The sequence below is a fragment of the Allobosea sp. LC85 genome (assembly GCF_000735605.1).
GTDB lineage: Bacteria > Pseudomonadota > Alphaproteobacteria > Rhizobiales > Beijerinckiaceae > Allobosea.
In genome coordinates, this window is record NZ_JPKG01000061.1 from 169,842 (window position 1) to 193,990 (window position 24,149).

Genomic DNA, 24,149 nt, shown 5'->3' on the forward strand with positions numbered 1-24,149 from the left:
GAGACGCGCCGTGCGGTCAGAGCACCACCACCCTGGAGCCGCCGGCGACACGACTATACAGGTCAATCACGTCCTGATTCATCATCCGAATGCAGCCGGACGAGACCGCCTCGCCGATCGTCCAGGGCTCGTTGGTGCCGTGGATGCGGTAGAGGGTATCCTTGCCGTTCTTGAACAGATAGAGCGCCCGGGCGCCGAGCGGATTATGTGCACCGCCTGCCATGCCGCCGGCCCATTTCGCATAGCGGCCGGGCTCTCGCCGGATCATGTCCGGCGTCGGCGTCCAGCGCGGCCATTGCGCCTTGCGCTCGACGCGCGCCGACCCGGTGAATTCAAGCCCCTCCTTGCCGACGCCGACGCCATAGCGCAGCGCCTTGCCGCCCTCCTGCACGAGATAGAGGAAGCGCGCGTCGGGATCGACGACGATCGTTCCGGGCTGCTCACGAGTCGGGTAATCGACGAGCTGGCGCATATAGCGCGGCTTCAGATCCTCGAGCGAAACAGCCGGAACGGAGAAGCGTTCATTGCCTAGCGCCGCATAGCGTTCTGCCGCCAGCGGGTCGACCGCCGGGGTGGCATTCGCGATCTGCGGCGGCGGCGGTGAGGTCGTCGTGCAGGCGGCAGCCAGAAACGGAAAGCCAAAGACGGTGAGGACCATCCTGACCGCCTTGCGGCGAGATGGCAGCATCGCGGAGCGAGTCTGCAGCCTCATCGCGCGGCCTGCTTTCCGCGTGCATCGGCCACGACCTGCTTGAACCCCTTGTAGTCGAGCGTCGAGGTTCGGAACGGCCCGACCAGATAGGTTGGCGTGCCCTGCAGGCCCAGCGAATCCGCTTGCGCCAGATTGCGCCGCAGCTGTGCCGTGATCTTCTCTGCATTCGCATCGAGATCGGCCTGCAGGCGGTTCATGTCGACGCCCGCGCCCTTGACCGCCGCTAGGATCGTGTCCTTCGAGCTCAGCCGGCCGGGAAGCCCCATCAGGGCCTTGTGAACGGCCTCGTAGCGCCCTTGATAGCCGGCACCGAGCGCGATCTGCGAAGCAAGGACAGAAGACTCGCCCAGGATCGGCCATTCCTTGTAGACAAGGCGGATCTCGCCATCCTCCCTGACGACGCGCGCGAGGTCGGGGGCGGATTTCTTGCAGTAGGGGCAGTTGTAATCGAGGAAGGCGACGATCGTGACATCGCCCTTCAGGTTCCCGCCAGCCGGCGCTTCGGGATCATTGAGGATACCCTCGACATCGATGGTCTGGGCCATCGCCATGGGCGAGACGAAGGGCGCAGCGGCCAGTGCGGCCGCAATACGAATGAGGTCTCTGCGATTCATGCTGGGTTCCGCTCAGGCTTCCGGGTCCGGATGGACGAATGAGGTCGAGCGCCACACGACACGCCGGACGGCATGGCCATGCGCTGCGCAAGGGTGCCCCAGGTCGGAAACCCACCTTAAGCCAGCCTTAAGCCGCGCCATCGAGGGAGGCGTGGCCAATGGAGAGAACCGAAATGCGTATCCTCGTCGTGGAGGATGATCCTGTTCTGTCGGACGGGCTGAAGGTCGGGCTCGGGCTTGCCGGTGCGACGGTGGACCGCGTCGAGACCTGCGCCGAGGCGCTGGCCGCGCTCTCGACCTCCCGTTTTGACGCCGTGGTGCTCGACCTGATGTTGCCGGATGGGTCCGGGCTCGACGTGCTGAAGGAGATGCGGGGCAAGTCCGACCGCACACCCGTGCTCCTCCTGACGGCGCTCGACGAGGTCGCGGACCGAATCCGCGGCCTCGATGCCGGCGCTGACGACTATCTCGGCAAGCCCTTCGATCTCGACGAGCTGGCGGCCAGGGTGCGCTCCGTGGCGCGCCGAAGCTCCGGCCGGGCCGCACCGGTCATGGCTGCGGGCGCGATCATGCTCGACCCCGCAACGCTCGCCGCCAGCGTCGCCGGCACGCCCGTCACGCTCTCCCGGCGGGAATTCGCGGTGCTGTCGGCGCTGATGGAGCGTCCTGGTGCGGTCCGCTCGAAGGGCGAGATCGAAGACCGGCTCTATGGCTGGCAGGAGGATATCGAGAGCAACGCCGTCGAGGTCCATATCCACAACCTGCGTGCCAAGATCGGCCGCGACGCGATCGAGACCGTGCGCGGCCTCGGCTACCGGATGAAACAGGTGCCGAAATGAGGCCTGGGCCATGACCTCCCTGCGCAAGCGCCTCTTCGTCATCCTCATTGCCGCCACCGGGCTGATCTGGCTCAGCGCGGTCGCCTGGATCTATCTCGACAGCAGATCCAAGCTGGAACACGTGCTCGACACCCGCCTGCAGGAAGCGGCGAAGATGGTGCATTCGCTGGTCGACGCCGGCCGGATGCCGGAGACCGCCATCGCCGGGCTGCCGGGCGCGACGGTCGAGCCGGCATTCTATGAGCGCCAGCTATCCTGCCAGATCTGGTCGCTCGACGGCCGGCTGGTTGCCCGTTCCAGCGGCGCACCGGGCTCCCAGTTGACCGATCAGGCTGCCGGCTTCTCCGATCGAACGGTCGATGGCGAGCGCTGGCGGGTCTACGCGGTCGAGGATGCGCAGAAGGGCATCCGCGTCATGGTCGGCGATCGCATCGGCTTGCGCCATAGGCTGGTCAACGACCTGATCGCCGGGCTTCTGGCTCCCGCACTGCTGATCGCCCCGCTGCTCGGCCTGCTGATCTGGTTCAGCCTGGGCCGGGGTTTGCGCCCGCTCGCGAGCATGGCTGCGGAGCTCAAGTCTCGTGATGCCGAGGACATGCGTCCTCTGGCGGCGGCTGAAGCACCGATCGAAGTCCGGCCGCTCGCGGAGGCGCTGAACGGCCTGTTCGACAAGGTCGCGGCCGCCCGCCGCCACGAGCGCGAGATCACGGCCTTCGCTGCCCATGAATTGCGAACCCCGTTGGCCGGCTTGAAGACGCAGGCGCAGATCGCCCTGGCCACAACCGACGCATCGATCAGGGAGGGCGCGCTGCGCCAGATCCTGATCTCGGTGGACCGCACGGCCCGCCTTGTTCGGCAGTTGCTGACGCTCGCAAAACTCGAGACGGAACAGCAGGCTCCGGCCACGGGCCGTGTCCGGATCAGCGGACTGCTCGCCGAGATCATCGACGGCGCGGTTCCGGCGGCCGGCATCAGCGTCGAACTCGACCCTGGGCTCGCAGCCTTGGACGTGCCGGGCGACCGCGAGAGCCTTGCCCTGGCACTGCGCAACCTGCACGAGAACGCCGTTCAGCATATGCCCGGTGGGGGCGTCGTGTCCTGGCGTCCGACGGCCGACGGTCGCGGCGTCGCGGTGTTGGACCAAGGCCCCGGTATCCCGCAGGAAGAACTCGGCCTCGTCACGCAACGCTTCTACCGCGGTCGCCACAAGAGCCCGACAGGCACAGGGCTCGGCCTGACCATCGTCGACATCGCCGCCAGGCGCGTCGGAGCTCTGCTCGTGCTGAGCAATCGCACCGACGGACCGGGATTGCAGGCAGCGCTCTTCTGGAACGACGCTTCACCGGTTTTCGGAAAAGCCGGTGCAAACCCAGCAGGTTAGATCAGTGCTTCGCGAAGACCGTCGCCTCGCCATCTGCCCCGACCAGAAGCGTCTCATACCGGTCCGGCGCCACGCCCTCGACCTCCATGCCCGGGGATCCGACGGGCATGTCGGGCACCGCCAGACCGATTGCCGCCGGCTTGTCCTGCAGCAGCTTGCGGATGTCCGGGGCCGGCACATGGCCCTCGATGAAATACCCCTCGATGATCGCGGTGTGGCAGGACTGGACCTTGTCGGGCACGCCGATCATGCGCTTGCTCGCCGCCATGTCCTTGCTTTCGATGATCTTGGGCGAGAATCCGGCCTGTTCGAGATGCCTGACCCAGGACTTGCAGCAGCTGCAGCTCGGGCTCAGATGGACCTGGATGGACTGGGCCGCCGCCGGTGTGGCGAAGAGCGCGAGGCTCAGCGCGGTAGTAAGGGTTTTCATCGTTCTCTCCGGATAGAAATTCATGAGCGCGCCGGGCTCGCAGCCGGTAAGGGAAAACGTCCCGCTGCCAGCGCATCCGCGAATTGCTGTTCGTTGGCGGCGAGCGTCGGCAGCGTCACCGTGACCCGGAGCCCCCCCTCCGCCCGGTTGGCGATCAAGATCTCGCCGCCATGGGCATGGATGACGGCACGCGCGATCGTCAGGCCGAGGCCGGTACCGCCGGTTTCCCGGCTGCGCGATTCCTCGAGCCGGACGAATGGCTGGAAAGCACGCTCGACCTCGTGTTCGGGAATGCCCGGCCCGTCATCCTCGATGACGAAGCTCAGGCCGGCCGGTGTCTCCGAAATGGCGATCGAGACCTGATCGCCGTATTTCACCGCGTTGCCGATCACGTTCCAGAAGGCCCGCTTCAGGGCGAGCAGCCGACCGAGGACGCGGCCATGACCGATTCCGCCGAGCGTGATCATTCGCCCCTGATCGATATGGTCGTCGACGATGGTTTCAATCACCGAGACGATGTCGAGTGGGCGGATCGCCTCGCTGGAGACGCCGCCGCGCAGGAACTCGAGCGTCGAATCGATCATCGCCTCCATTTCGGAGAGGTCGGCATCGACCAGGTCGCGCGTCGCCTCGTCCTCCATCAGCTCCGAGCGCAGCCGCAGACGCGTGATCGGCGTGCGCAGGTCATGCGAGACCGCCGCCAGTGCCTGCATGCGCTCGGCAACGAGGCGCTGGATGCGCTCGCCCATGGTATTGAAGGCGCGCGCCGCCCGGCGCACCTCCGCGGGGCCAGCCTCGCTGAGCGGTGTCGGGGCCTGGTCGAGGCTGAAGCGTTCGGCCGCCAGCGCAAGGTCGCGCAGCGGCCGCGTCGCCCAGCGCAGCAGCAGCACGCCGATGACGATGATCGCCACGCCGAAGCAGATCATGATCGCCAGCACGTTCCAGTCGGCATGCTGCGTGGCTCCGAGCGCCGTCGAGGAGAAATTGACCCAGGAGCCGTCGTCCAGCCTGACCGAGACCAGCATCATATGGCGATCGGCATCTCCCTCTCCGGCATCTCCCTCTCCGGTACCTCCCTCTCCGGTACCTGGCGCCCCACCATCGGCATAGCCCAGGCGAAACGATTCAGATGCCAGCTCAGGCGCGAGTTCCTTCAGCCTTACGGCCATCGCCTGCGTGCGTTCGGTTCTCGGCGCGGTGCCGAGGACGAGGCTCACCTTGCTCCAATGCACCTCAAGGCTCGCGCTCGACAGATCATGGGCGACACGATCGCGCTCGGCATCTTGGACGTTGCCGGCAATCGCGCGCTTGATCGTGACGATGCGCTCCGCCAGGGCCTTGTCGCGCTGCACATTGGCCATGCTGTCGACACTGACGCGATAGGCCCAGTAGCCGGCGAAATGGAAAGCCAGCAGCGCCGCAACAAGGATCAGGATGGCGCGGCCCGCCACGGTGTCGGGCCAACGCGGACGGAAGGACCTGCTCATGCCGGTTCACCCTCGCGCGCCTGCACGGTCGGCGTGAACATATAGCCCGAGCCGCGGATGGTCTTGATCAGCTGGCTGCCATTCGTATCCGCCTCGAGCTTGCGGCGCAGGCGGCTGATCTGGACATCGATCGTCCTGTCGAACGGGTCGTCACTGCTGCGCGTCTTGGCAAACTGCATCAGCGCCTCGCGCGAGAGAACCCTGTTGGCGTGTTCGGCAAAGGCAAGCAGCAGGTCGAACTCGCCGGTCGAAAGATCGACCAGCGTTCCCGACGGCGACAGCAATTCGCGGCGACGCAGATCCATCGTCCAGCCATCGAAGCCGATCTGCTCGCTCGCGCGATCACTCGGCTGGCCACGCCGGATGCGCGTGCGCCGGAGGACGGCCCGAACCCGCGCCAGCAACTCACGCGGACTGAACGGCTTGGTCACATAATCATCGGCGCCGACCTCGAGCCCCTGTATGCGGTCGCTCTCCTCGCTGCGGGCCGTCAGCATCACGATCGGAACCGGCGAGATCTCGCGGATATCGCGGCAGAGTTCGATCCCCGAACGGCCCGGAAGCATCAGGTCGAGAATGACGAGGTCGATCTCGCTGCGTTTGAGGATGTCGAACATCACATCACCATCGGCAGCTCCGCTGACCTGATAGCTGTGTCGCTGCAGGAAACGCGCGACGAGCAGGCGGATCTGCGGGTCGTCATCGACCACCAGCACATGGCCGTGATCCTCGGCCTGAACGCTTGCAGGGAATGGGTTCAACTTCGGACTTCCAACTGGACGGGCCAGGAGTGATCGGTACGCGGCTCGAGGGGCAAGATAACGCCTGCCGACGCCAAATGCGCGGATCGCTTCGCAACAATTTGTAACGGACGCGGCCGGAGCATCGTTGCTAGTCAGACATCACCACGCCGCTGGAGACGCCGAATCGCAATGATTGCAAGACCACTCCTCCTCGCAACCCTTGCGATCGGGCTCGGCGCCTGCGTCGGCAAACCCTTGCCTGACTATCTCGCACGTCCCGCCGATCCGAGCGTGAAGGTCCCTGCCCCTGCCTATCAGAGCGTCACCGCCGGCAGCACCGCGCTGCGCCCGACCGAGCCGAAGGACTGGCGTGAGCTCAATCGTCGGGTCGGGCCGCAGCCATGACCGAAGGACCCATCACTGTGGCCAAGCCTGCGTCCATCCCTTTCCGGTCGATCACGCCTTTCTCGTCGATTTCCCGCCTCGCCCTTGTCACCGGCATGGCCGCGCTCCTTGGCGGTTGCGCGACCTTCTCCGCCGATGGCGGCGTCGGCCCGGCGCAGAATCTCGCCTTCAGCGAGCTGAAGAAGGACGTGGTCAAGATCAATGACGCCGAGGCGGCGCTCAGCGCCAAGGCTCGCGTCGACCAGTTGCTGAGGAAGCCGCTCACAGCCGACACTGCGGTGCAGATCGCGCTGCTCAGCAATCGTGGCCTGCAGGCGGCCTTCAATGAACTCGGCATCGCCGAGGCGCAGATGGTTGCAGCCAGCCTGCCGCCGAACCCGTCCTTTGGCATCTCGAAGCTTTCCGGGCGCTTCGAGGTCGAGATCGAGCGCCAGGTCGCCGGCAGCCTCTTGGCGCTTGCCACCTTGCCGGCCCGCGCGGCGATCGCCCGCGAAAAATTCCAGACAGCGCAGCTGCGCACGGCGGAGGAGGTGCTGAGGCTCGCGGCCGATACGCGCCGGCAGTACTACCGCGCGGTCGCCGCCAATGCGCAGGTCGGCTTCTTCGAACAGGCCAAGAGCTCGACCGACGCAGCCTCGGAGCTGATCAAGCGGCTTGGCGAGTCCGGCGGCATCAACAAGCTCGACCAGGCCCGTGAATTCGCCTTCGACGCCGAGCTCGGCGCCCAGCTCGCCCAGGCGCGGCTGCAGCAGCGCCAGGAGCGCGAACGCCTCGTGCGGCTGCTTGGCCTGTGGGGCGATGAGCTGAAGTTCCAGATCCCTGCCAATCTTGCGCCCCTTCCGCAAATCCAGAGTGCCAGGGCCATCGAAGCCGAGGCCCTGCGCAAGCGGATCGATCTGCAGATCGCCCGCGGCGATCTAGACGCGCTCGCGAAGTCGCTTGGCCTCACCAACGCAACCCGCTTCGTCAACGACGTCGATCTGCTCGGCCGGCGCACCTATGACCGCGGCCGACGTGTCCTGCCGGATGGCGATGTCGAGCGCGAGACGAGCCGGAGCCGTACGCTCGAACTCGAAATCGAGATCCCGCTCTTCGACTTCGGCCAGTCGCGCGTCGCCCAGGCCGAGCAGAGCTATATGCTGGCGGCGAACAGGTTGGCCGAAAAGGCGGTCAATATCCGCTCCGAGGCGCGCGAAGCCTATACCAGCTATCGCGCCACCTACGATATCGCCCGGCAATACCAGAACAACGTCCTGCCGCTGCGCAAGATCATCCAGGACGAATCTTTGCTGCAGTATAGCGGCATGCTGATCGACGTGACGCAGCTCCTCACCGATGCGCGCGGCCGCATTCTCTCCAATGTTGCGGCGATCAATGCCCGGCGTGACTTCTGGATCGCCCATACCGACCTGAAGCACGTGGTGATTGGCGGCGGCAGCGGCGGTGGTGGAGCTGCGGTTGCTGCGGCCTCCGGCGGCGACGGCGGCGGCGCGGGTCACTAGAGCAGGGAACGGCACCATGACCATGTCACGCAGAGGCTTCATCGGCTCGTCCGGCCTCGTCCTTGCCGGCGCAACCGCCGTTTCCGGCCGCACCGCCTTCGCGTCCGTCCCCGAGGCACCGACCATGACGGACGCCTCGACGCAGGCCCCGCTGGTTCCAACCAGCGGCCCGGATTACCAGCCGGTCGCCACCTTGAACGGCTGGACGCTACCCTGGCGCATGAACGGCGACTGGAAGGAGTTCCATCTCGTCGCCGAGCCGGTCGAGCGCGAGCTTGCACCGGGCATGAAGGCTTATCTCTGGGGCTATAACGGCCAATCTCCCGGCCCCACCATCGAGGCGGTCGAGGGCGACAAGGTCCGCATCTTCGTCACCAACAAGCTGCCCGAGAACACGACGATCCATTGGCATGGCCAGCGCCTGCCCAACGGCATGGATGGCGTCGGCGGGCTGACCCAGCCGCATATCCCGCCCGGCAAGACCTTCGTCTACGAGTTCCAGCTCCGGCGCTCGGGCACCTACATGTACCACCCGCATTCCGACGAGATGGTCCAGATGGCGATGGGCATGATGGGCTTCTTCGTCGTTCACCCCAAGGACCCGGCCTTCCGCCGCGTCGACCGTGATTTCGTCTTTCTGCTCAACGCCTTCGACATCGAGGCCGGCTCCTATGTGCCGAAGGTCAACACCATGCTCGACTTCAACCTGTGGTGCTGGAACAGCCGGGTCTTTCCGGGGATCGACCCCTTCGTCGTGGCCAAGAACGACAAGGTGCGCATCCGCTTCGGCAATCTGACGATGACCAACCATCCGATCCACATGCACGGCTACGAATTCAAGGTGTCCTGCACCGATGGCGGCTGGGTCGATCCCGCGGCCGCCTGGGACGAGGTCTCGATCGATGTCGCCGTCGGCCAGATGCGCGCCTTCGACTTCGTCGCCGATGAACCCGGCGACTGGGCGATCCATTGCCACAAGTCGCACCACACCATGAACGCCATGGGCCACTCGGTGAAAACCTATATCGGCGTCAACAAGAAGGACCTCGCCAAGCGGATTGCCAAGATCGCACCTGGCTACATGCCGATGGGCTCCAATGGCATGGGCGAGATGGGGTCGATGGAGATGCCGCTGCCGAACAACACCCTGCCGATGATGACGGGCTTCGCACAGTTCGGCCCGGTCGAGATGGGCGGCATGTTCTCGGTGGTGAAGGTCCGCGAGGGCCTCGCCAAGAACGACTACAAGGACCCCGGCTGGTTCAAGCACCCGGAAGGCACCGTCGCCTACGAATACAAGGGCGCCAAGCTGAGCGAGGCCCCGCGCGCGGCCTCGCCCGACAGCGGCGTGAAAGCCTCCGAGTGGCGCGTGAAGGATCCGCGCAAGCCCCGGCTCGGCCCGGATGGCAAGCCACTCCCCGCGGCCAAGGCCGGCGGGCATTCCAACCACTAACCCCGTCCCCTACTGGAGCATGCCGATGACGACCACGCTGTCGAGACTGAGACTTGCGACCCTGGCGATCCTGATGTCGACCGGAGCCGCGCTGGCCGGCCCGGGTGGCGCTGGCCACGGCCATGGCGACGACACCGCCTATGGCAAGCCGGGCGATGCCAAGAAGCCGGCCCGCGTCGTCCAGGTCTCGATGACCGAACGCGACGGCAAGATGCAGTTCATTCCGGACCGGATCGAGGTGCGTCGCGGCGAGCAGGTGAAATTCGCGCTCCGCAACAATGGCGAGCTCGACCATGAGCTCGTTCTGGCGACGCTTGAGGAGAACCTCAAGCACGCCGTCGAGATGCAGAAGAACCCCGACATGGAGCATGACGACCCGAACGCCAAGCGCCTCGCCCCCAAGAAGACCGGCGAGATCGTCTGGCAGTTCACCAAGGCGGGCGAGTTCGACTTCTCCTGCCTGATCCCCGGCCATCGTGAAGCCGGCATGACCGGCAAGATCATCGTCAAGTGACGATGGCGATGTCCCAACCACGAATGGAGATCATGATGCGCAGACTTCTCACGATCGCGCTTGTTAGCGGCAGCCTCGCTGGCGCGGCTCTGGCACAGGACGCACCGGTGGTGAGCGCGACGGTCAAGAAGGTCGATACGGCCCAGGGCAAGATCACGCTCGATCACGGCCCGATCAAGAACCTCGACATGGACGGCATGACGATGGTGTTCAAGGCCGCCGATCCGGCCATGCTCAAGGACGTGAAGGCCGGCGACAAGGTCAAGTTCACCGCCGACCGCGTCAACGGCCAGATCACCGTCACCAAGCTGCAGAAGGCGAAGTAAGCGCAACGGTGGCCCGCACCACGGTAGGCAGAGAGCGCGACCAGTTCTTCGTGGCGCTCGCTGCCCTCGTCATGTCCGCTCCATCCCCCGGCGTCGCAGGCGATGGCGACCTGCAGCGCGCCCTGCTCGATTCCGGTTGTGCCAATGCCAAGGTCACGAGGCTGCCCGATCAGGGCAAGATCGTCATCTACCGGGCGAACTGCTTCAGCACTGGGCACAAGGTGATCGAACTGGTCTGCATCGCTGGTCGTTGCACAGCGAGCAGCCCCTCGTCGGAAGACGAGCGGGGCAGGTAGCCGAGCAGCCCCTTGCCGACAGTCCTCGCAGGGTGAAGCCCACAATATAGGGAAGGCCGGCAGCGGGATCATCGCTGCCGGCCTTCTTGCTTGCTTCAAGTGACGGTCAGAGGTCCTGCGGCATCGGCCTTGCCGGATCCTTCGGCGCCCGCAGCGAAGCGATGATCGTCCAGGCGATGATCCCCACCGTCACCGCCGCGAGCACCGCCGCGATCGGCCGATTGACCAGGCCGATCAGGCTGCCATCGGACTTGATCATCGAGTTGATGAAATACTCCTCCTGCAGCGGCCCGAGCACTACGCCGAGAATGACCGGCGCAACCGGAAAGCCGTTCTCCTCCAGCACGAAGGCAAGGGCACCGAAGGCCAGCATCAACCCGACATCGAAGAGCGAGTTGTTGATCGCGTAGGAGCCGACGATGGCGAAGAGCAGGATGATCGGCATCAGGATCCTGCGGGGCACCTGCAGCACCCGTGAGGCCGCCTTGATGATCGCCCAGCCGAGCGGCAGCATCAGCAGGTTGGCGATGACGAAGACGAGGAACAGCGCGTAGACGTTCTCCGGATTGTTGACGAAGATCGTCGGCCCTGGCGCCATGTTCTTCATCATCAGGACACCGATGGCGATCGCCGTGATCGAGTCGCCGGGAATGCCGAAGACGAGAGCCGGAATCCAGGCGCCGGCAAGCGAGCTGTTGTTGGAGGCGCCTGCCTCGATCAGTCCTTCGGGGTGACCCGTGCCGAATTTCTCAGGCGTCTTCGAGAAGCGCTTGCTCATTGCATAGGACATCCACGCCGCCATGTCGGCGCCGCTGCCAGGTTGGATACCGACGACGGTCCCGAGCGCGCTGCCGCGAATGAGCTGCCACGGGTACTGCTTGGTCAGCCGCCACATATTGGCGAAGATCGGCCCCATCTTCTTGATGACGATCTGCGGCGCGCTGCCATCGGAGATCATGTGGCGCATCACTTCCGAGCAGGCGAACATGCCGACCATCATCGGGATCAGCGAGACACCACTGAGCATCTCGGTCGAGTCGAGGGTGAAACGCGGCTGGCCGGCCGGATTGTTCATGCCGACGAGCGAGATCATCAGGCCGATCAGCAATGCGATACAGGCCTTGAGTGGCGTCGAAGAGCCAATGAAGACGGCCCCGCCGAGGCCAAGCATCACGATCCAGAAGAACTCGACCGAGCCGAAGCCAAGTGCGAAATCGGCGATCGCCGGCGACGCCGCCATCATCACCGCGGTTCCGAACAGGCCACCGAGCACCGAGAACCAGAGCCCGATGCCGAGCGCCAGTTCAGGCTCGCCCCGCAGCGTCATCTGGTAGGAATCGTCGACATAGGCTGCCGAGGCCGGCGTCCCGGGAATGCGCAGCAGGCAGCCTGGAATATCGCCCGAAAAGATCGCCATCGTACTGGTCGTGACGATCGCGGCGATAGCCGGGACGGGCGGCATGAAGAAGGTCAGCGGCACCAGAAGCGCTGTCGCCATCGTGGCGGACAGGCCGGGAATACAGCCGACGACGAGGCCGTAGATGGCCGAGGCGGTGATGACAGCGAGCACATAGGGATCGAGCACCATCCCGAGCGCGGTGACATAGGCATCGAGCATGGCAGCCTCACCAGCGGATCGGTTCGAGAGGGCCCCACGGCAGCTGAACACTGAGGCCGAGATAGAAGATCGAATGCATCGCGAGTGCCGCGAGCAGGGAGAGCGGGACCGCCAGGCCCGGCCGGACTCCGCCCGCCATGAACAGCACGACGAGGATCAGCGGCGCAGCGATGAGGAAGCCGAGCACCTCCGAGAACCAGAGGTAGAACAGCACCGCAGCCGGCACGAGCGTAAGCTTCAGCAGCGCTGCAGGGCTGCGTGCCCAGTCGGCCAGGGCCAGCATCGGGCCGCGGTCGGCCGCGCGGGCGCCGTTGAGCCCGAGGATCGCGGCGCAAAGCGCCAGAAGTCCGGACAGGATCAGCGGGAAGGCGGAGGGGCCCAGCGGTTGCTGCGAAGGGTTCGGCAGATGCCAGGACGCCGTTGCGACGAGCGCGGCCAGCCCAAGAAACACCAGCCCGGCGAAGAGATCGTTGAATTTCATGCAGACCTGCCGGCGCGAAGGACATGGTAGGTTGGACGCGGCGCACCGAAGCCAGCGCCGCGTCATGCCCCGGCGCAGGGCCGGGTAGGAATCAGCTGGAGCTACTGGCGCAGGCGCAGGCCGAGTGCACCCATGATCTCGCCATTGCGCTTGTGCTGCTCGGCGAGGAAGGTACCGAAGGCCGGTCCCTTGGCGAAGGCATAGCCAAAGCCGCGCTCGGCCAGAAAGCTCTTGTAGGTATCGGAATTCGCCACCTTGTCGGTCGCGTCGACAAGACGTGCCGTGACCTCGGCCGGCAGGTTGGCGGGAGCGGCAAGGCCGCGCCAGGTGCCGCCCTCATAGTCCTTGCCGATCGCATCCTTGACCGTCGGCACCGACGGGAAGGCGGAGATCTTCTCCTTCGAAAGCACGGCGAGCGACTTGACGCGGCCGGCATCGATCATCGGCTTGCCTTCGGGCAGCGATGACGGGACGATCTGCACGCCACCGGAGGCCAGCTCCTGGAAACCAGGCGCCGCACCCTGGCTTGGAACCACGACGACGCTCTTCGGGTCGATGCCCTCGAGCTGCAGCAGCCCCGCAAAGGCGAGGTGATAGGCGGCGCCCGCCGCCATGCCCGACATCTTGAAATGGCCGACCGGCTGCTTGCGGATGTCGTCCAGCGCCGCGCGCAGATTGGCCCAGGGGCTGTTGGAAGCGACGTTGAACGCAGCGGAATCGAAATTCACCAGCCCCAGCGGCGTCAGCTTCTCATAAGTGAAGGGTGCGGTGTTCGACCAGTAGAAGGTCGTCACCTCGGCCGTGGCCAGACCGATCGTGTAACCGTCCGGCTTGGCGTTGACGATCTCGGTATGACCGACGACGCCGCCACCGCCGGTGCGGTTGACGACATTGACCGGCTTGCCGAGTTCCTTCTCCAGCCCCGCCGCAAGAATGCGGGCAACGGCGTCGGTGCCGCCACCGGCGGCCCAGGGCACGATCAGCATGACGGGCCGCTCAGGCCAGGCGGCGGATGCAGAAAGGCTCGTCGCCGTCATCGCTGCGGCAAGCATCAGGGTCTTGAATGTCATGGCGTTTCTCCGAGGGTGGATTTCTTGAGATCCGGCGGCGTTATTGCGCCGTCCGAGAGCAGGTGTCCGTAGGTGTAGCCAAGCAGGACTTCCATGGCTTCGCGCGCCTGCTTTGCGTTGCGGGCCTCGATCGCGCGCGCAACGGCGGCATGGTTCGGCAGGTTGCCGGTGAAGACGCCGACGGTGATGTCGAAGATGGCGCTCAGGATCGCATCGATCGCGCCGCGAAAGCTGCGCAGCACCGGGTTATGCGTCGCCTCCAGAATGGCGAGATGAAAAGCCTTGTCCGCCGCGATCGCCGCCTGCGGGTCGAACTGACCTGCGTCCATCGCGGCAAGCGCAGCCTTGATCCGCCAGACATCCTCAGGCGTGGCGCGCTGGGCCGCGAGCGCAGCCGCCGCGGGCTCGATGATCGCGCGGGTTTCCTCCAATGCGAGCAGCAGGCTGCGGTCAAGGCCGCCACCGATCCGCACCCATCCCAGCACATCGCTGTCGAGCAGCATCCAGTCCTGGGCGGGACGAACATGTGTGCCGTGGCGCGGGCGGACGCTCACCAACCCCTTCGCAGCCAGCGTCTTCATCGCCTCGCGGACGACGCTGCGACCAACCCGGTAATGCGCCTCCAGTTCGTGCTCGGGCGGCAGCACCGTCCCCGGCGCGATCTCGCCGCGCACGATCGCAGCCCCGAGCGCGGCGACCATCGCGCCGATCTTTCCGGGCTTCGCGCCTTTCCGCATGCCATGAGCCTGGGACATCTCGACCCTCCATTTCCAGGAAATTGCCACGCTCGGGTTTCGCTTGCAACCATTCATCTGATGTTTAACATCTGATCTTAGAAACGACACGCTACTTGTGAGGGTATGAGATGGGCTTCGCGCCGCCTTTCGCCGGCATTCACGCCATGGTCTACGCCCTGTTCGACGAGCAGGAGCGGCTTGACCGGGCCGCGATGCGCCGCCAGACGGAACTCTGCCTCGCGCTGGGCGTGCACGGCATGGCCGCGCTCGGTCTCGCCACCGAAGTCTCCAAGCTGACACAGACCGAGCGCCTCTCGGTGATGGAGTGGGTTTCCGAGGATACCGCTGGACGCGTGCCGCTCGCCTTCACGATCTACGGCTCGTCCGTCGCGGAACAGATCGAGCAGGTCAGGGCAGCCGAGACTGCGAAGGCCGACTGGGTCATCCTGCAGCCGCCGATGGTCGGCAGTTTTGGCGCAGCCGAATATATCCGCTTCTTCGGCCGGGTCGCCGACGCAACCTCGCTGCCCGTCGCGATCCAGAATGCGCCTGCCTATATGGGGCGCGGCCTCTCGGCCGAAGACATCCGCGAACTGGTGTCGCGCCATCCGAATATCAGTCTGATCAAGGGTGAAGGCCCAGCCGTGGACATTCGGCAGCTGATCACGACGACGGAAGGGCGGCTTCCTGTCTTCAACGGCCGCGGCGGCCTCGAACTGGTCGACAACCTGCGCGCCGGTTGCGCGGGCATGATTCTGGCTCCCGACACGATCGATCACTCCATACGCGCCTATGACCGCTTCATGGCTGGAGACGAGCTCGGCGCCGAGGCCGCCTATCGCGACGTCTCGCCCGCGATCGTCTTCATCATGCAGTCGATCGAGAGCCTGCTCTGCTATGGCAAGCGCCTCTTCGGCGAGCGCGCGGGCCTTGCCATTCACGACAGGTCTCCTGCTCTGCGACCCACGGAATTCGGTCTGGGCCTCGTGCGACAGCACGCCGCGCAGCTCGGCCCCTACAAGGCTCCGGCCTAAAGCATCGGCCCGAAACGTGGATTGCGGTTTTCGGGAAAGCCGATGCAAAGACAGAACGCTAGATCGGGACCGGACGGAAGCCGGCTCGGCTGCCTTGAGCGGCCTTCGGGCAGCCACATGATTTGACAATTCGGGCAGCGAGCCTAAGTCATGAGACATGATGGCGCGCTTCTCGAATTTCCGTCGCGGCCTGCACCGGGCAGGTAACCTGATCGCGGGCAACTAGCCCCGGATTCGTCGCGCCGCGCGCCTCGGGTTCGGGGCGGTCGGCCTTCCGGCGCCGAATCGGCATCATTCCGGACTTAAGGTCGAAGCGGGCAACGCCCCGCAAATCCATCCATCAGCGCAAGCGACGAAAGCGTCTGCCGAAGGCAGAGAGCCCCCGACGCCATTGTCCGGCATCGCACGAGCTCGCATGCGCGCAATTTTCCACTGCTACGCGATGCCTGCGGGCGCGCATTCATTCAGGACGAACTTCACATGACCAACCGGACCTCCGGCGGGGCAAAACCCCGTATCACCCTGACCGCAATCGATCACGAAAAGCTCACCCAGCTTGCGATCGCCGCGACGAACACCTTTCCCGATGTCGCCGCGGAGCTCGCGGACGAGGTGGCGCGCGCCCGCGTTCTTGCCAAAGGGCGCCAACTCGCCGACGCCGTGCGCATGGGCAGCGAAGTGCTGTTCCAGGACGAGGTTACGGGCAAGACCACGACGGTCACGCTCGTCTATCCGCCTGAGGCCGACATCGCCCAGGGCAAGATCTCGATCCTGACCCCGATCGGGACCGCTCTGATCGGCCTCTCGGTCGGCCAGTCGATCAACTGGACGACACGCAGCGGCGACGTGAAGCGGCTGACGGTACAGGCCGTCCGTGACCCGGCCGACGGCTCGCCGCAATCGGCCTGATTGCGGCGCGCGACTGCTGCAAACACTCAGGATCGGGCGAGAACGTCAGCGAGTGAAGGCCTCGCGTGACCGTCTCGCCCCGTCACGGCGGGCGCGGCGAGCATGGCGTTGAGCACGGCCTCCTGCGTCGCCTCCACCGCCGCGCGGAAGGGCAGATCGATCCGGTTCTCATTGAGCACGACCATGGGCGCGAAATCGGCGCGTTCATGATGGCTGATGCGGCCGGCGGTGCTGAAGGCGAGCGCGATATCACCGCTGCCATTGCCCCAGAATGCGCCCAGCCGCGCCAGCCCCGCACCGCACCGTCTTGCAACGCGCGTCAGCTGCCGCGATTCCATCGGGATATCGGTCGCCACCACGATGATGACGGACCCGCGTTCGGGCGCTGCCGCGTGCGGCATCGCGGGCGGAACGGGCCGGCGGCCATCCGGCAGGACCAGGTCTCCCGCATTGCCAAAATTGGCCTGGACCAGCACGCCGAGCGCATAGTCCCTGCCGTCCAGCCTGAGCAGGCGCGAAGCCGTGCCGATGCCGCCCTTGAAACCGAAGGCGCTCATGCCGGTCCCGCCGCCGACGGCGCCCTCTTCGACCGGACCGGCGGTGGCGGCATCGAGTGCGGCGAAGGCGTCATTCTCGCTCAGGACGCGGGCTCGGATATCGGAGAGAAAGCCGTCATTGCATTCGAGCACGACCGGATTGACGGTGCCGGTCGTCCGGCCGATATCGGGATTGGCCGCGAGCGCGCGCGCGACCAGGGCATTGAAGCCGGTCCCGACCGACAATGTGTTTCCCAGCAGAAGCGGGGTCTCGATCTGGCCGAGTTCCGCGACCTGCACCAGCCCGGCACTCTTGCCAAAGCCGTTGATGACGTCGACCCCGGCGCGCAGTTTCTCGCGGAACGGATCGTCGCCATGGGGCAGGATGGCGGTGAACCCGGTTTGGATATCCCCGTCGCGAATGGTCCTGTGGCCGACACGGACGCCGGCGATGTCGGTAATCGCATTGAACGGGCCGGGCGGCAGCGAGCCGCAGATCAAACCAAGGGAACGGGCGCGGGCAGGCATGAGCGGCAATCCGGCTGGCTGACGATGCTTCCGCCTATAACGGAAACCCCGGCGTCCGCCAGCACCGCAACGCTGTCCTGCGATCAGGGAGACCGGGCCAGGGCGATCGCATCGGCCACTTCGTCGTAGCGATCGGTCAGGGTCGAGGTCGCGACGCGGATATGGGCGCTGGGCAGGACCGAGAATTTGCTGCCGGGATTGACGGCGATGTTGCGCGCGGCGAGCGTCACCATCGCAAACGGCTCCGAGATGATCGGCACCCACAGACAGAGGCCGCTGCCAGGCGCGGTCTGGATGCCGCGCGCGGCCAGCGCCGCAGCCAGCCTGTCGCGCCGCTGCTTGTAGACCATGCGGGCCTTCGCCACGATATTCCGGCTCGCCTCGTCGCGCAGCAGCCAGGAGGTTGCGCCCTGGAGCACGCGGCTCGTCCAGCCCGCGCTGAAGGCCCGATAGGACTGGACCTGTTCGACGATTGCCGCCGAACTCGACAGCACGGCAAGCCGCAGATCGGGCCCGAGCGTCTTCGAATAGGAGACGATGTGGATGGTGCGTTCCGGAAAGCGCTGGCCCAGTGACGCGGGAGGTGCCTCCGAGATGTCGGCCACACCGTCATCCTCGATGATGAGCGCGTCGCTCTCTGCGAGAATGTCGCCGATCAGCGCGAGCCGCGCGGCGCTGACCGTCTGCCCCGTAACCGAGTGCAGTCTCGGCTGGAACACGAAGGCGGCGAGCCGCTCTTGGGCCGCGGCCCGGAGCGAAGCCGGCAAGGGGCCGTGCTCGTCACATGCCACAGGCACGATCCTGACGCCGAGATCCTCGAGAATATCGAGCAGCCGCATCGCCGTCGGGTGCTCGATCGCGACAGCGGAGCCCGGCGGCACGAGCGCGCGCAGGGTGTTGTAGACGGCATTGTAGCCGCCATTGGTGGCGAGGAATGCTTCCGGCCGATAGGGCCAGCGCGCTTCGGCCGCCTCGCGCAATTCCGGTACGACCCGGCTTCGTTCGTAGCTGTTGAGCTTGTCGACCGATGCACCATGGGCCAGCGCCTGTGCGAGCGGCGGCAGCAGCGCCGTGTCGGGAATTGCCAGCGACAGGTTCAGCACGCCGGCGCCATAGTCGCCGGAGCTCGCCAGCCGTTCCGGCTGGGCGATGAAGCGATCCCCGCTGACCCAGGTGCCGTTGCGCCCCCGGCCGCGGATGATCTTCTGGCGGCGCAGTTCACTCCAGGCCTCGGAGATCGTCGCGGGGCTGACCTTCATTTCGTATGCGATGTCGCGGATCGCCGGCAGCCGCGCCCCGACCGGCAGCGCCCCCGCACGGATCAGCGCGCTGGTCTCCAGGGCGATCCCCCGGATGCTGCGATCGACGATCATCCTTGCGAGCCAGTCGGCGCTGATCGAGCTGTTCATGTGCCGGCCATTTAATGTTCAATAACATAATAACATTTGCGCAGTCATTTTTGAACATTTAGCACTCGGCCTGTCGAGAGCTTTTCAGAGTTGCCAACATGGCTGTGACGCTGCGCCTTGCACTCCGCGATTGGGACTATATGACCCCGCTGGTTCTTGGCGACGTCTCCTCGCCCCGGCTGAGGATCGAGGTCGATCGTGTCGGCACACTCGTTGGCGATCTGGCCAGCGACGAGGCTCACGATGCCGCGGAACTATCGTTCAGCCGCTATGCCCAGCTGCGCCATGACGGCGACGACAAGATCGTCGGCATGCCGAACTTCATCATGCGCGGCTTTCGCCATCGCTGCATCGTGACCACCAAGGACAGCCCGATCCGCACCCTCGCCGACCTTGCCGGCAAGAAGATCGGTGTCACCGGCTGGCGCGACTCCGGCAACACCTGGACCCGCGCCGCCGTGCGCCGCGAAGGCGTCGGCGTCGAGGACGCGAACTGGTATGCCGGGCGACTGACCGAGGCGCACCCGATCACCGACCGCCTCGACGGCTTCGGCCGTCCCGGCCGGATCGAGGCCGCCCCGGGCGAGCGCCCGATGGTGGATCTCCTGCGGGATGGCGGGCTCGACGCGGTCTTTACCCCCTTCATGCCCAAGGGCTTTTTCGATCCGGCTTCGCCATTCCGCCAGGTGCTCGAGGATTTCCGGGCGGCGGAAACCGCCTATTTCCGTGAGGTCGGCTACATCCCGGGCATGCACCTGATCGGCTTCAAGGCGGAGGTCGTCCGCGACCATCCCTGGATCATGGATGAGCTCAGTGCGTTGATCGACGAGTCGCAGCGGGTCTGGCTCGAGAAGCGCGAGAAATACGCCGATACGACGCCCTGGATGTTCGACGAGCTGCGCCGTTGCGCCCGCGATCTGCCCTCTTCATGGAGCGCGAGCGGTTTCGCCCAGAACGCAGTCATGATCGCCGATTTCGCGACCGAGCTCCATGAGCAGAAGATCCTGCCGCGCCTGCTGACGCCGGCCGAGCTTTTCCCGCGGCAAGCGCGGACCCGCTGACACGCCCGAGAAGCGTTGCGACAGGCCGGCGCCGCCGCCCGGCCTGCAAGTTCAGACAAGAATGGGGAGTAGCACCATGTATTTCAGATTGATTGCCTCGGTCGCCTTCGCCGGTTTGACACTGGCTGGATCCGCGCTGGCCCAGCAGGGCTCCATCGCGAAGCAGACGGTCAACGAGGAGCTGCGCGCCCGCCTGCCTGAGACCCTGCGCAGCAAAGGCAAGATGATTTCGGTCAATAACGGCTCCTTCCCGCCCTACGAGATCGTCACCGGCACCGAGATGAGCGGCGCAAGCTCCGACCTCACTGACGCCATCGGCCAGGTTCTGGGCGTCACGATCGAGCATGCGACGGTGGGAGGCCTGCCAGCCCTGCTCGCCGGCGTGAACGCCGGCCGTTACCAGTTCGCCTTCGGCCCCGTCGGCGATTTCAAGAGCCGGCAGGAAGCCAACGACTTCGTCGACTGGGTCCAGGAATTCGTCGTCTTCGCGGTGCAGAAGGGCAATCCCAAGGGCATCACCTCCCTCGACACCGCGTGCGGCAACCGCATTGCCGTCATGGCCGGCGGCTCGGCCGAGCGCGTCATCCAGGTCCAGGCAGAGAAGTGCAAGGCGGACGGCAAGAGCGCCATCGAGGTGCAGTCCTATTCCGATCAGCCGAGCTCCATCCTTTCGGTCCGCTCCAAGCGCGCTGATGCCTTCTTCTCGTCGCAGGCGCCCCTGACCTATTTCGTCGCGCAGGCCAACGGCCAGCTTGAACTCGCCGGCGTCGGTGCGCGCAACGGCTTTGAAGATCTCTATCAGGGCGCAGTCGTTCCCAAGGGCTCGCCGCTCGGCCCGGTTCTGCGCGATGCCGTCAAGATCCTGATCGATAACGGCACCTATGCCGCGATCATGAAGAAGTGGGGCCTCGAGAACAACATGCTCAAGGAGCCCGGCATCAATCTCGGCGGGGCCCTGCCGAAATGAGCGGCGAGCCCGCGATGACCGCGCCGCGCTCGGGCGGCGCCGACCCGAGGGACGTGACCAATGCGCACGCTCCCTTCCCGATCGGCCGCCTGATCCTCTGGGCGGTCACGGCCGTAATCGTCGCCGATTTCGGCCTGATCGTCGCGAGGAACGAGAATTTCGGCTGGCCGGTCGTCGCCGCCTATTTCTTCGACCGCACCGTGCTCAACGGCCTCTCTGTCAGCCTCGGGCTGACGGTCGTGGCCATGGTGATCGGCACTGCGCTCGGGCTCGCACTGGCAATCGCGCGGATGTCGAAGGACAATCTCGCGAGCTCCTCGGCGTCGCTGTTCATCTGGTTCTTCCGTGGCACGCCACTGCTCGTGCAGCTGATCTTCTGGTATAATCTCTCGACGCTGTTCCCCCAGATCTCGCTCGCGATCCCATTCGGGCCGACTCTGGCGAGCTGGGAAACAAACGCTGTCATCACTCCGGTCACCGCCGCCATCGTCGGCCTCGCGCTGAACGAAGCGGCCTATATGGCGGAGATCATCCGCGGCGGCCTGCTTTCGGTCGATCGCGGCCAAGCCGAGACCGCCGAGGCCTTCGGCATGACCAAGGGCCGAGCGCTGTGGCGGATCATCATTCCCCAAGCCATGCGCTCGATCGTGCCGCCGACCGGCAACCAGCTCATCAGCATGATCAAGGCGACCTCGCTCGTCAGCGTCATCGCCATGGCCGATCTGCTCTACTCGGTTCAGTCGATCTACAACCGCACCTTCGAGATCATCCCGATGCTGCTGGTCGCGGTTCTCTGGTACCTGCTGATCACCTCGCTCCTCAATGTCGGCCAGAGCTATATCGAGGCCTATTACAGCCGCGGCGAACGCCGCGACGGCGCGGCCGCTCCGCTCCCCGCCGCGCAGGAGGCAAGCCATTGACCGCCGCTGCAGCGATCGCGCCGCTCGTCACGGCCCGCGACATCCATAAGTCCTTCGACCATCTCGAGGTCCTCAAGGGCATCGACCTCGACGTGATGCCGGGCGAGGTCGTCGTCATCCTCGGGCCTTCCGGTTCGGGCAAGTCGACCTTCCTGCGTTGCATCAACCATCTCGAAGCGATCAACCGAGGCTTCATCGAGGTGGATGGCGAGCAGATCGGCTACCGGATGCGCAACGACCGGCTGCAGAAGCTCACGGGCAATGGCATCGCGCGCCAGCGCCGCAAGATCGGCATGGTCTTCCAGCAGTTCAATCTCTATCCGCACATGACGGCGCTGGAGAACGTCATCGAGGCGCCGATCGGCGTCCATGGCATGAACCGCAAGGACGCGACGGCCGAAGCTCTCGACCTGCTGGATCGGGTCGGCCTTTCGGACAAGGCGGCAAGCTATCCGCGCCAGCTCTCCGGCGGCCAGCAGCAGCGCGTCGCCATCGCCCGCGCCCTGGCGATCAAGCCGAAATTGATGCTGTTCGACGAGCCGACATCGGCGCTCGACCCCGAGCTGGTGGGCGAAGTCCTGGCGACGATGCGCGATCTCGCCCGGCAAGGGCTCACCATGATCGTGGTCACGCACGAGATCGGCTTCGCACGCGAGGCCGCCGACCGGGTTGTGTTCATGGATGGCGGCAAGATCGTCGAAATGGGCCGGCCGGAAGAGGTGATGGACAATCCGCGCCATCCGCGCACCCAGGCCTTCCTGTCGCGCTTCCTCTGACAGTGTTTGCATCGGCTTTCCCGAAAACCGCAATCCAGTTTTCGGGCCGATGCCTTAGCCGCGGCATTCCGGCCAGTGCGGTCGGGTCGCATCCGCAAAGACCGAGATAGATCATGCCAGCGCTCGACAACAGCTTCGCCCGCGTCTCCGATTTCGAAGCCATGGAGGCCGATCTCAGGGCGACGCGCCGTTACCTGCATGCCAATCCGGAGCTCTCCCACGAAGAGGCCGAGACCGCGCGCTATGTCGCGGACAAGCTCGCGGCCTGGGGTTATGAGGTGACCCGCAATGTCGGCGGCCATGGTGTCGTGGCGCGCCTGAGCAGCGGCACCGGCACGGGCAGCATCGCCATCCGCGCCGACATGGACGCGCTGCCGATCACCGAGGAGACCGGCCTTCCCTATGCCAGCCTCCGGCCCGGCAAGATGCACGCCTGCGGCCATGATGGGCACACCGCCGTCCTGCTCGGCACAGCCGAATACCTCGCCCGCACGCGCCGCTTCGACGGCACGGTGACGCTGATCTTCCAGCCGGCCGAGGAGGCGGGCAAGATCAGCGGCGCCCAGGCCATGATTGCCGACGGGCTGTTCGAGCGCTTCCCCTGCGATGCGATCTTCGGGTTGCACAATCATCCCGGCGCACCGGAGGGCACGATCCTGCTGCGATCCGGTCCGATGATGGCCGCCGCCGACACGGTCACGATCACGATCAGGGGCAAGGGCGGCCATGCCTCGCGGCCGCATCTGACCATCGACCCCGTCGTGGTCGCCTGCCATCTCGTGGTCGCGCTGCAGACCGTCGTCTCGCGCAATATCGATCCGACGCAGACGGCCGTCGTCACGGTCGGCACCATCCATGCAGGCCAGGCCGTCAACGTCATCCCCGAAGAGGCCAGGCTGGCGCTCAGCGTACGCTCCTTCGAGCCGAACATTCGCGACCTGTTGGAGGAGCGCATCGTCAGGCTTGCGCGCTCGGTCGCGGAAGGCCACGGCGCATCGATCGAGATCGACTACGAGCGCGGCTATCCCGTCGTGGTCAATGCCGAAGCCGAGACGGCCTTCGCGCGCATGGTCGCGGAAGAACTGGTCGGCGCCGACAAGGTCGCGACCTGCCAGATGATTCCCGGCAGCGAGGATTTCTCCTATTTCCTCGAGCACAGGCCGGGCAGCTTCCTGCGTCTCGGCAACGGCGTGAATTCGGCAATCCTGCACAGCGCACAATATGATTTCGCCGATGACAGCCTGACCGTCGGCGCCGCGATGTGGGCCCGACTCGTCGAGCGCTATCTGCAGGCCGCGACGCGTTGAGGCACTGGCTCGCGAAGCGCGAGGCGCAGCCGCAGGGCGACGCCATCCTTCTTCGATCATCTGCCTGGCCCGTCCACACATTCATGTCCTGGCT

At 65.7% G+C, this 24,149-nt stretch carries 26 protein-coding genes; 15 read left to right on the plus strand and 11 right to left on the minus strand.

Going from position 1 to position 24,149, the window contains the following annotated elements; genetic code table 11:
* Positions 1-16: 16 nt before the first annotated feature.
* The gene (locus FG93_RS28990) at positions 17-658 is read right to left on the minus strand and encodes a L,D-transpeptidase (RefSeq protein ID WP_043242036.1); all 642 of its coding nucleotides are present in this window, start codon (positions 656-658) and stop codon (positions 17-19) included.
* A 50-nt stretch (positions 659-708) separates the two neighbouring features.
* Positions 709-1,326, minus strand: coding sequence for a DsbA family protein (locus tag FG93_RS28995; RefSeq protein ID WP_043241921.1), 618 nt, complete (start codon positions 1,324-1,326; stop codon positions 709-711).
* Between the two features lie 173 nt (positions 1,327-1,499).
* Here FG93_RS28995 and FG93_RS29000 point away from each other — a divergent pair, with 173 nt between their 5' ends.
* Complete coding sequence (locus FG93_RS29000) at positions 1,500-2,165, plus strand: response regulator transcription factor (RefSeq protein WP_043242038.1); 666 nt, start codon at positions 1,500-1,502, stop codon at positions 2,163-2,165.
* Positions 2,166-2,175: 10 nt separating this feature from the next.
* Entirely contained in the window at positions 2,176-3,546 is a 1,371-nt protein-coding gene (locus tag FG93_RS29005; RefSeq protein WP_052514339.1) for an ATP-binding protein, read from the plus strand.
* Position 3,547: 1 nt separating this feature from the next.
* Here the strand turns inward: FG93_RS29005 and FG93_RS29010 are convergent, their stop codons facing one another.
* The 3 genes from FG93_RS29010 to FG93_RS29020 are packed head-to-tail and all read right to left on the minus strand — an operon-like array spanning position 3,548 to position 6,224.
* Entirely contained in the window at positions 3,548-3,976 is a 429-nt protein-coding gene (locus FG93_RS29010) for a DUF411 domain-containing protein (RefSeq protein WP_081881991.1), read from the minus strand.
* A 20-nt stretch (positions 3,977-3,996) separates the two neighbouring features.
* Entirely contained in the window at positions 3,997-5,463 is a 1,467-nt protein-coding gene (locus FG93_RS29015) for an ATP-binding protein (protein WP_081881982.1), read from the minus strand.
* A complete protein-coding gene (locus tag FG93_RS29020; RefSeq protein ID WP_052514341.1) occupies positions 5,460-6,224 on the minus strand; it encodes a response regulator in 765 nt (254 codons plus the stop codon). The genes FG93_RS29015 and FG93_RS29020 overlap by 4 nt, the downstream gene beginning before the upstream one ends.
* 171 nt (positions 6,225-6,395) lie before the next feature.
* Here FG93_RS29020 and FG93_RS29025 point away from each other — a divergent pair, with 171 nt between their 5' ends.
* Genes FG93_RS29025 through FG93_RS29050 form a run of 6 tightly spaced genes read left to right on the plus strand, consistent with a single transcriptional unit; the run spans position 6,396 to position 10,702 of the window.
* Entirely contained in the window at positions 6,396-6,611 is a 216-nt protein-coding gene (locus FG93_RS29025) for a hypothetical protein (protein ID WP_052514342.1), read from the plus strand.
* Positions 6,608-8,113 (plus strand): TolC family protein, encoded by a 1,506-nt coding sequence (locus tag FG93_RS29030; RefSeq protein WP_043241924.1) that lies wholly within the window; start codon positions 6,608-6,610, stop codon positions 8,111-8,113. The genes FG93_RS29025 and FG93_RS29030 overlap by 4 nt, the downstream gene beginning before the upstream one ends.
* Before the next feature lie 16 nt (positions 8,114-8,129).
* Positions 8,130-9,566: a multicopper oxidase family protein gene (locus tag FG93_RS29035; protein ID WP_052514354.1), complete on the plus strand. Its 1,437-nt coding sequence runs from the start codon at positions 8,130-8,132 to the stop codon at positions 9,564-9,566.
* A 25-nt stretch (positions 9,567-9,591) separates the two neighbouring features.
* Positions 9,592-10,080 carry a plastocyanin/azurin family copper-binding protein gene (locus FG93_RS29040; RefSeq protein ID WP_152579692.1) on the plus strand — a complete coding sequence of 163 codons (489 nt, stop codon included), beginning with the start codon at positions 9,592-9,594 and terminating at the stop codon, positions 10,078-10,080.
* Positions 10,081-10,112: 32 nt separating this feature from the next.
* Positions 10,113-10,406 (plus strand): copper-binding protein, encoded by a 294-nt coding sequence (locus FG93_RS29045; RefSeq protein ID WP_043242052.1) that lies wholly within the window; start codon positions 10,113-10,115, stop codon positions 10,404-10,406.
* Positions 10,407-10,414: 8 nt separating this feature from the next.
* The gene (locus tag FG93_RS29050; RefSeq protein WP_152579693.1) at positions 10,415-10,702 is read left to right on the plus strand and encodes a hypothetical protein; all 288 of its coding nucleotides are present in this window, start codon (positions 10,415-10,417) and stop codon (positions 10,700-10,702) included.
* Between the two features lie 106 nt (positions 10,703-10,808).
* Here FG93_RS29050 and FG93_RS29055 read toward each other — a convergent pair whose 3' ends face one another.
* From FG93_RS29055 to FG93_RS29070, 4 genes are all read right to left on the minus strand, one after another.
* Positions 10,809-12,320, minus strand: coding sequence for a tripartite tricarboxylate transporter permease (locus FG93_RS29055; protein WP_043241928.1), 1,512 nt, complete (start codon positions 12,318-12,320; stop codon positions 10,809-10,811).
* 7 nt (positions 12,321-12,327) lie between these two features.
* On the minus strand, positions 12,328-12,801 hold the full coding sequence (locus FG93_RS29060; protein WP_043241930.1) for a tripartite tricarboxylate transporter TctB family protein: 474 nt from the start codon (positions 12,799-12,801) through the stop codon (positions 12,328-12,330).
* 101 nt (positions 12,802-12,902) lie between these two features.
* Entirely contained in the window at positions 12,903-13,871 is a 969-nt protein-coding gene (locus tag FG93_RS29065) for a tripartite tricarboxylate transporter substrate binding protein (RefSeq protein WP_043241932.1), read from the minus strand.
* Entirely contained in the window at positions 13,868-14,626 is a 759-nt protein-coding gene (locus FG93_RS29070) for a FadR/GntR family transcriptional regulator (RefSeq protein WP_244448766.1), read from the minus strand. Before FG93_RS29070 ends, FG93_RS29065 begins: the two co-directional genes overlap by 4 nt.
* A gap of 110 nt (positions 14,627-14,736) precedes the next feature.
* Here FG93_RS29070 and FG93_RS29075 point away from each other — a divergent pair, with 110 nt between their 5' ends.
* Together FG93_RS29075 and rnk are read left to right on the plus strand one after the other, a co-directional pair.
* Positions 14,737-15,642 carry a dihydrodipicolinate synthase family protein gene (locus FG93_RS29075; protein ID WP_052514344.1) on the plus strand — a complete coding sequence of 302 codons (906 nt, stop codon included), beginning with the start codon at positions 14,737-14,739 and terminating at the stop codon, positions 15,640-15,642.
* Positions 15,643-16,122: 480 nt separating this feature from the next.
* Positions 16,123-16,551 carry a nucleoside diphosphate kinase regulator gene (gene rnk / locus FG93_RS29080; protein ID WP_043241934.1) on the plus strand — a complete coding sequence of 143 codons (429 nt, stop codon included), beginning with the start codon at positions 16,123-16,125 and terminating at the stop codon, positions 16,549-16,551.
* A 26-nt stretch (positions 16,552-16,577) separates the two neighbouring features.
* Here the strand turns inward: rnk and FG93_RS29085 are convergent, their stop codons facing one another.
* Together FG93_RS29085 and FG93_RS29090 are read right to left on the minus strand one after the other, a co-directional pair.
* Positions 16,578-17,615 (minus strand): P1 family peptidase, encoded by a 1,038-nt coding sequence (locus FG93_RS29085; RefSeq protein ID WP_043241935.1) that lies wholly within the window; start codon positions 17,613-17,615, stop codon positions 16,578-16,580.
* Positions 17,616-17,698: 83 nt separating this feature from the next.
* Entirely contained in the window at positions 17,699-19,024 is a 1,326-nt protein-coding gene (locus FG93_RS29090) for a PLP-dependent aminotransferase family protein (RefSeq protein ID WP_043241936.1), read from the minus strand.
* Positions 19,025-19,122: 98 nt separating this feature from the next.
* Here FG93_RS29090 and FG93_RS29095 point away from each other — a divergent pair, with 98 nt between their 5' ends.
* The 5 genes from FG93_RS29095 to FG93_RS29115 all read left to right on the plus strand — a co-directional run bounded on the left by FG93_RS29095 (position 19,123) and on the right by FG93_RS29115 (position 24,055).
* The gene (locus FG93_RS29095) at positions 19,123-20,085 is read left to right on the plus strand and encodes an ABC transporter substrate-binding protein (protein ID WP_043241937.1); all 963 of its coding nucleotides are present in this window, start codon (positions 19,123-19,125) and stop codon (positions 20,083-20,085) included.
* A gap of 76 nt (positions 20,086-20,161) precedes the next feature.
* Positions 20,162-21,052, plus strand: coding sequence for an ABC transporter substrate-binding protein (locus FG93_RS29100; protein ID WP_043241938.1), 891 nt, complete (start codon positions 20,162-20,164; stop codon positions 21,050-21,052).
* The gene (locus FG93_RS29105) at positions 21,049-21,972 is read left to right on the plus strand and encodes an amino acid ABC transporter permease (RefSeq protein WP_043241939.1); all 924 of its coding nucleotides are present in this window, start codon (positions 21,049-21,051) and stop codon (positions 21,970-21,972) included. Before FG93_RS29100 ends, FG93_RS29105 begins: the two co-directional genes overlap by 4 nt.
* On the plus strand, positions 21,969-22,748 hold the full coding sequence (locus tag FG93_RS29110) for an amino acid ABC transporter ATP-binding protein (protein ID WP_043241940.1): 780 nt from the start codon (positions 21,969-21,971) through the stop codon (positions 22,746-22,748). Before FG93_RS29105 ends, FG93_RS29110 begins: the two co-directional genes overlap by 4 nt.
* 113 nt (positions 22,749-22,861) lie before the next feature.
* Positions 22,862-24,055, plus strand: a complete 1,194-nt coding sequence (locus FG93_RS29115; RefSeq protein WP_043241941.1) for a M20 aminoacylase family protein — start codon at positions 22,862-22,864, stop codon at positions 24,053-24,055.
* Positions 24,056-24,149 lie beyond the last annotated feature (94 nt).

What these genes read in the sequence shown, in the direction of transcription:
- FG93_RS29015 (WP_081881982.1), bottom strand. Translation starts at nt 5,463, where the DNA reads ATGAGCAGGTCCTTCCGTCCGCGTTGGCCCGACACCGTGGCGGGCCGC.
- FG93_RS28995 (WP_043241921.1), bottom strand. Translation starts at nt 1,326, where the DNA reads ATGAATCGCAGAGACCTCATTCGTATTGCGGCCGCACTGGCCGCTGCG.
- FG93_RS29010 (WP_081881991.1), bottom strand. Translation starts at nt 3,976, where the DNA reads ATGAAAACCCTTACTACCGCGCTGAGCCTCGCGCTCTTCGCCACACCG.
- FG93_RS29095 (WP_043241937.1), top strand. Translation starts at nt 19,123, where the DNA reads ATGGCTGTGACGCTGCGCCTTGCACTCCGCGATTGGGACTATATGACC.
- FG93_RS29100 (WP_043241938.1), top strand. Translation starts at nt 20,162, where the DNA reads ATGTATTTCAGATTGATTGCCTCGGTCGCCTTCGCCGGTTTGACACTG.
- FG93_RS29005 (WP_052514339.1), top strand. Translation starts at nt 2,176, where the DNA reads ATGACCTCCCTGCGCAAGCGCCTCTTCGTCATCCTCATTGCCGCCACC.
- FG93_RS29105 (WP_043241939.1), top strand. Translation starts at nt 21,049, where the DNA reads ATGAGCGGCGAGCCCGCGATGACCGCGCCGCGCTCGGGCGGCGCCGAC.
- FG93_RS29090 (WP_043241936.1), bottom strand. Translation starts at nt 19,024, where the DNA reads ATGAACAGCTCGATCAGCGCCGACTGGCTCGCAAGGATGATCGTCGAT.
- FG93_RS29115 (WP_043241941.1), top strand. Translation starts at nt 22,862, where the DNA reads ATGCCAGCGCTCGACAACAGCTTCGCCCGCGTCTCCGATTTCGAAGCC.
- FG93_RS29000 (WP_043242038.1), top strand. Translation starts at nt 1,500, where the DNA reads ATGCGTATCCTCGTCGTGGAGGATGATCCTGTTCTGTCGGACGGGCTG.
- rnk (WP_043241934.1), top strand. Translation starts at nt 16,123, where the DNA reads ATGACCAACCGGACCTCCGGCGGGGCAAAACCCCGTATCACCCTGACC.
- FG93_RS29075 (WP_052514344.1), top strand. Translation starts at nt 14,737, where the DNA reads ATGGGCTTCGCGCCGCCTTTCGCCGGCATTCACGCCATGGTCTACGCC.
- FG93_RS29085 (WP_043241935.1), bottom strand. Translation starts at nt 17,615, where the DNA reads ATGCCTGCCCGCGCCCGTTCCCTTGGTTTGATCTGCGGCTCGCTGCCG.
- FG93_RS29055 (WP_043241928.1), bottom strand. Translation starts at nt 12,320, where the DNA reads ATGCTCGATGCCTATGTCACCGCGCTCGGGATGGTGCTCGATCCCTAT.
- FG93_RS29060 (WP_043241930.1), bottom strand. Translation starts at nt 12,801, where the DNA reads ATGAAATTCAACGATCTCTTCGCCGGGCTGGTGTTTCTTGGGCTGGCC.
- FG93_RS29035 (WP_052514354.1), top strand. Translation starts at nt 8,130, where the DNA reads ATGACCATGTCACGCAGAGGCTTCATCGGCTCGTCCGGCCTCGTCCTT.
- FG93_RS29040 (WP_152579692.1), top strand. Translation starts at nt 9,592, where the DNA reads ATGACGACCACGCTGTCGAGACTGAGACTTGCGACCCTGGCGATCCTG.
- FG93_RS28990 (WP_043242036.1), bottom strand. Translation starts at nt 658, where the DNA reads ATGGTCCTCACCGTCTTTGGCTTTCCGTTTCTGGCTGCCGCCTGCACG.
- FG93_RS29025 (WP_052514342.1), top strand. Translation starts at nt 6,396, where the DNA reads ATGATTGCAAGACCACTCCTCCTCGCAACCCTTGCGATCGGGCTCGGC.
- FG93_RS29030 (WP_043241924.1), top strand. Translation starts at nt 6,608, where the DNA reads ATGACCGAAGGACCCATCACTGTGGCCAAGCCTGCGTCCATCCCTTTC.
- FG93_RS29045 (WP_043242052.1), top strand. Translation starts at nt 10,113, where the DNA reads ATGATGCGCAGACTTCTCACGATCGCGCTTGTTAGCGGCAGCCTCGCT.
- FG93_RS29065 (WP_043241932.1), bottom strand. Translation starts at nt 13,871, where the DNA reads ATGACATTCAAGACCCTGATGCTTGCCGCAGCGATGACGGCGACGAGC.
- FG93_RS29070 (WP_244448766.1), bottom strand. Translation starts at nt 14,626, where the DNA reads ATGTCCCAGGCTCATGGCATGCGGAAAGGCGCGAAGCCCGGAAAGATC.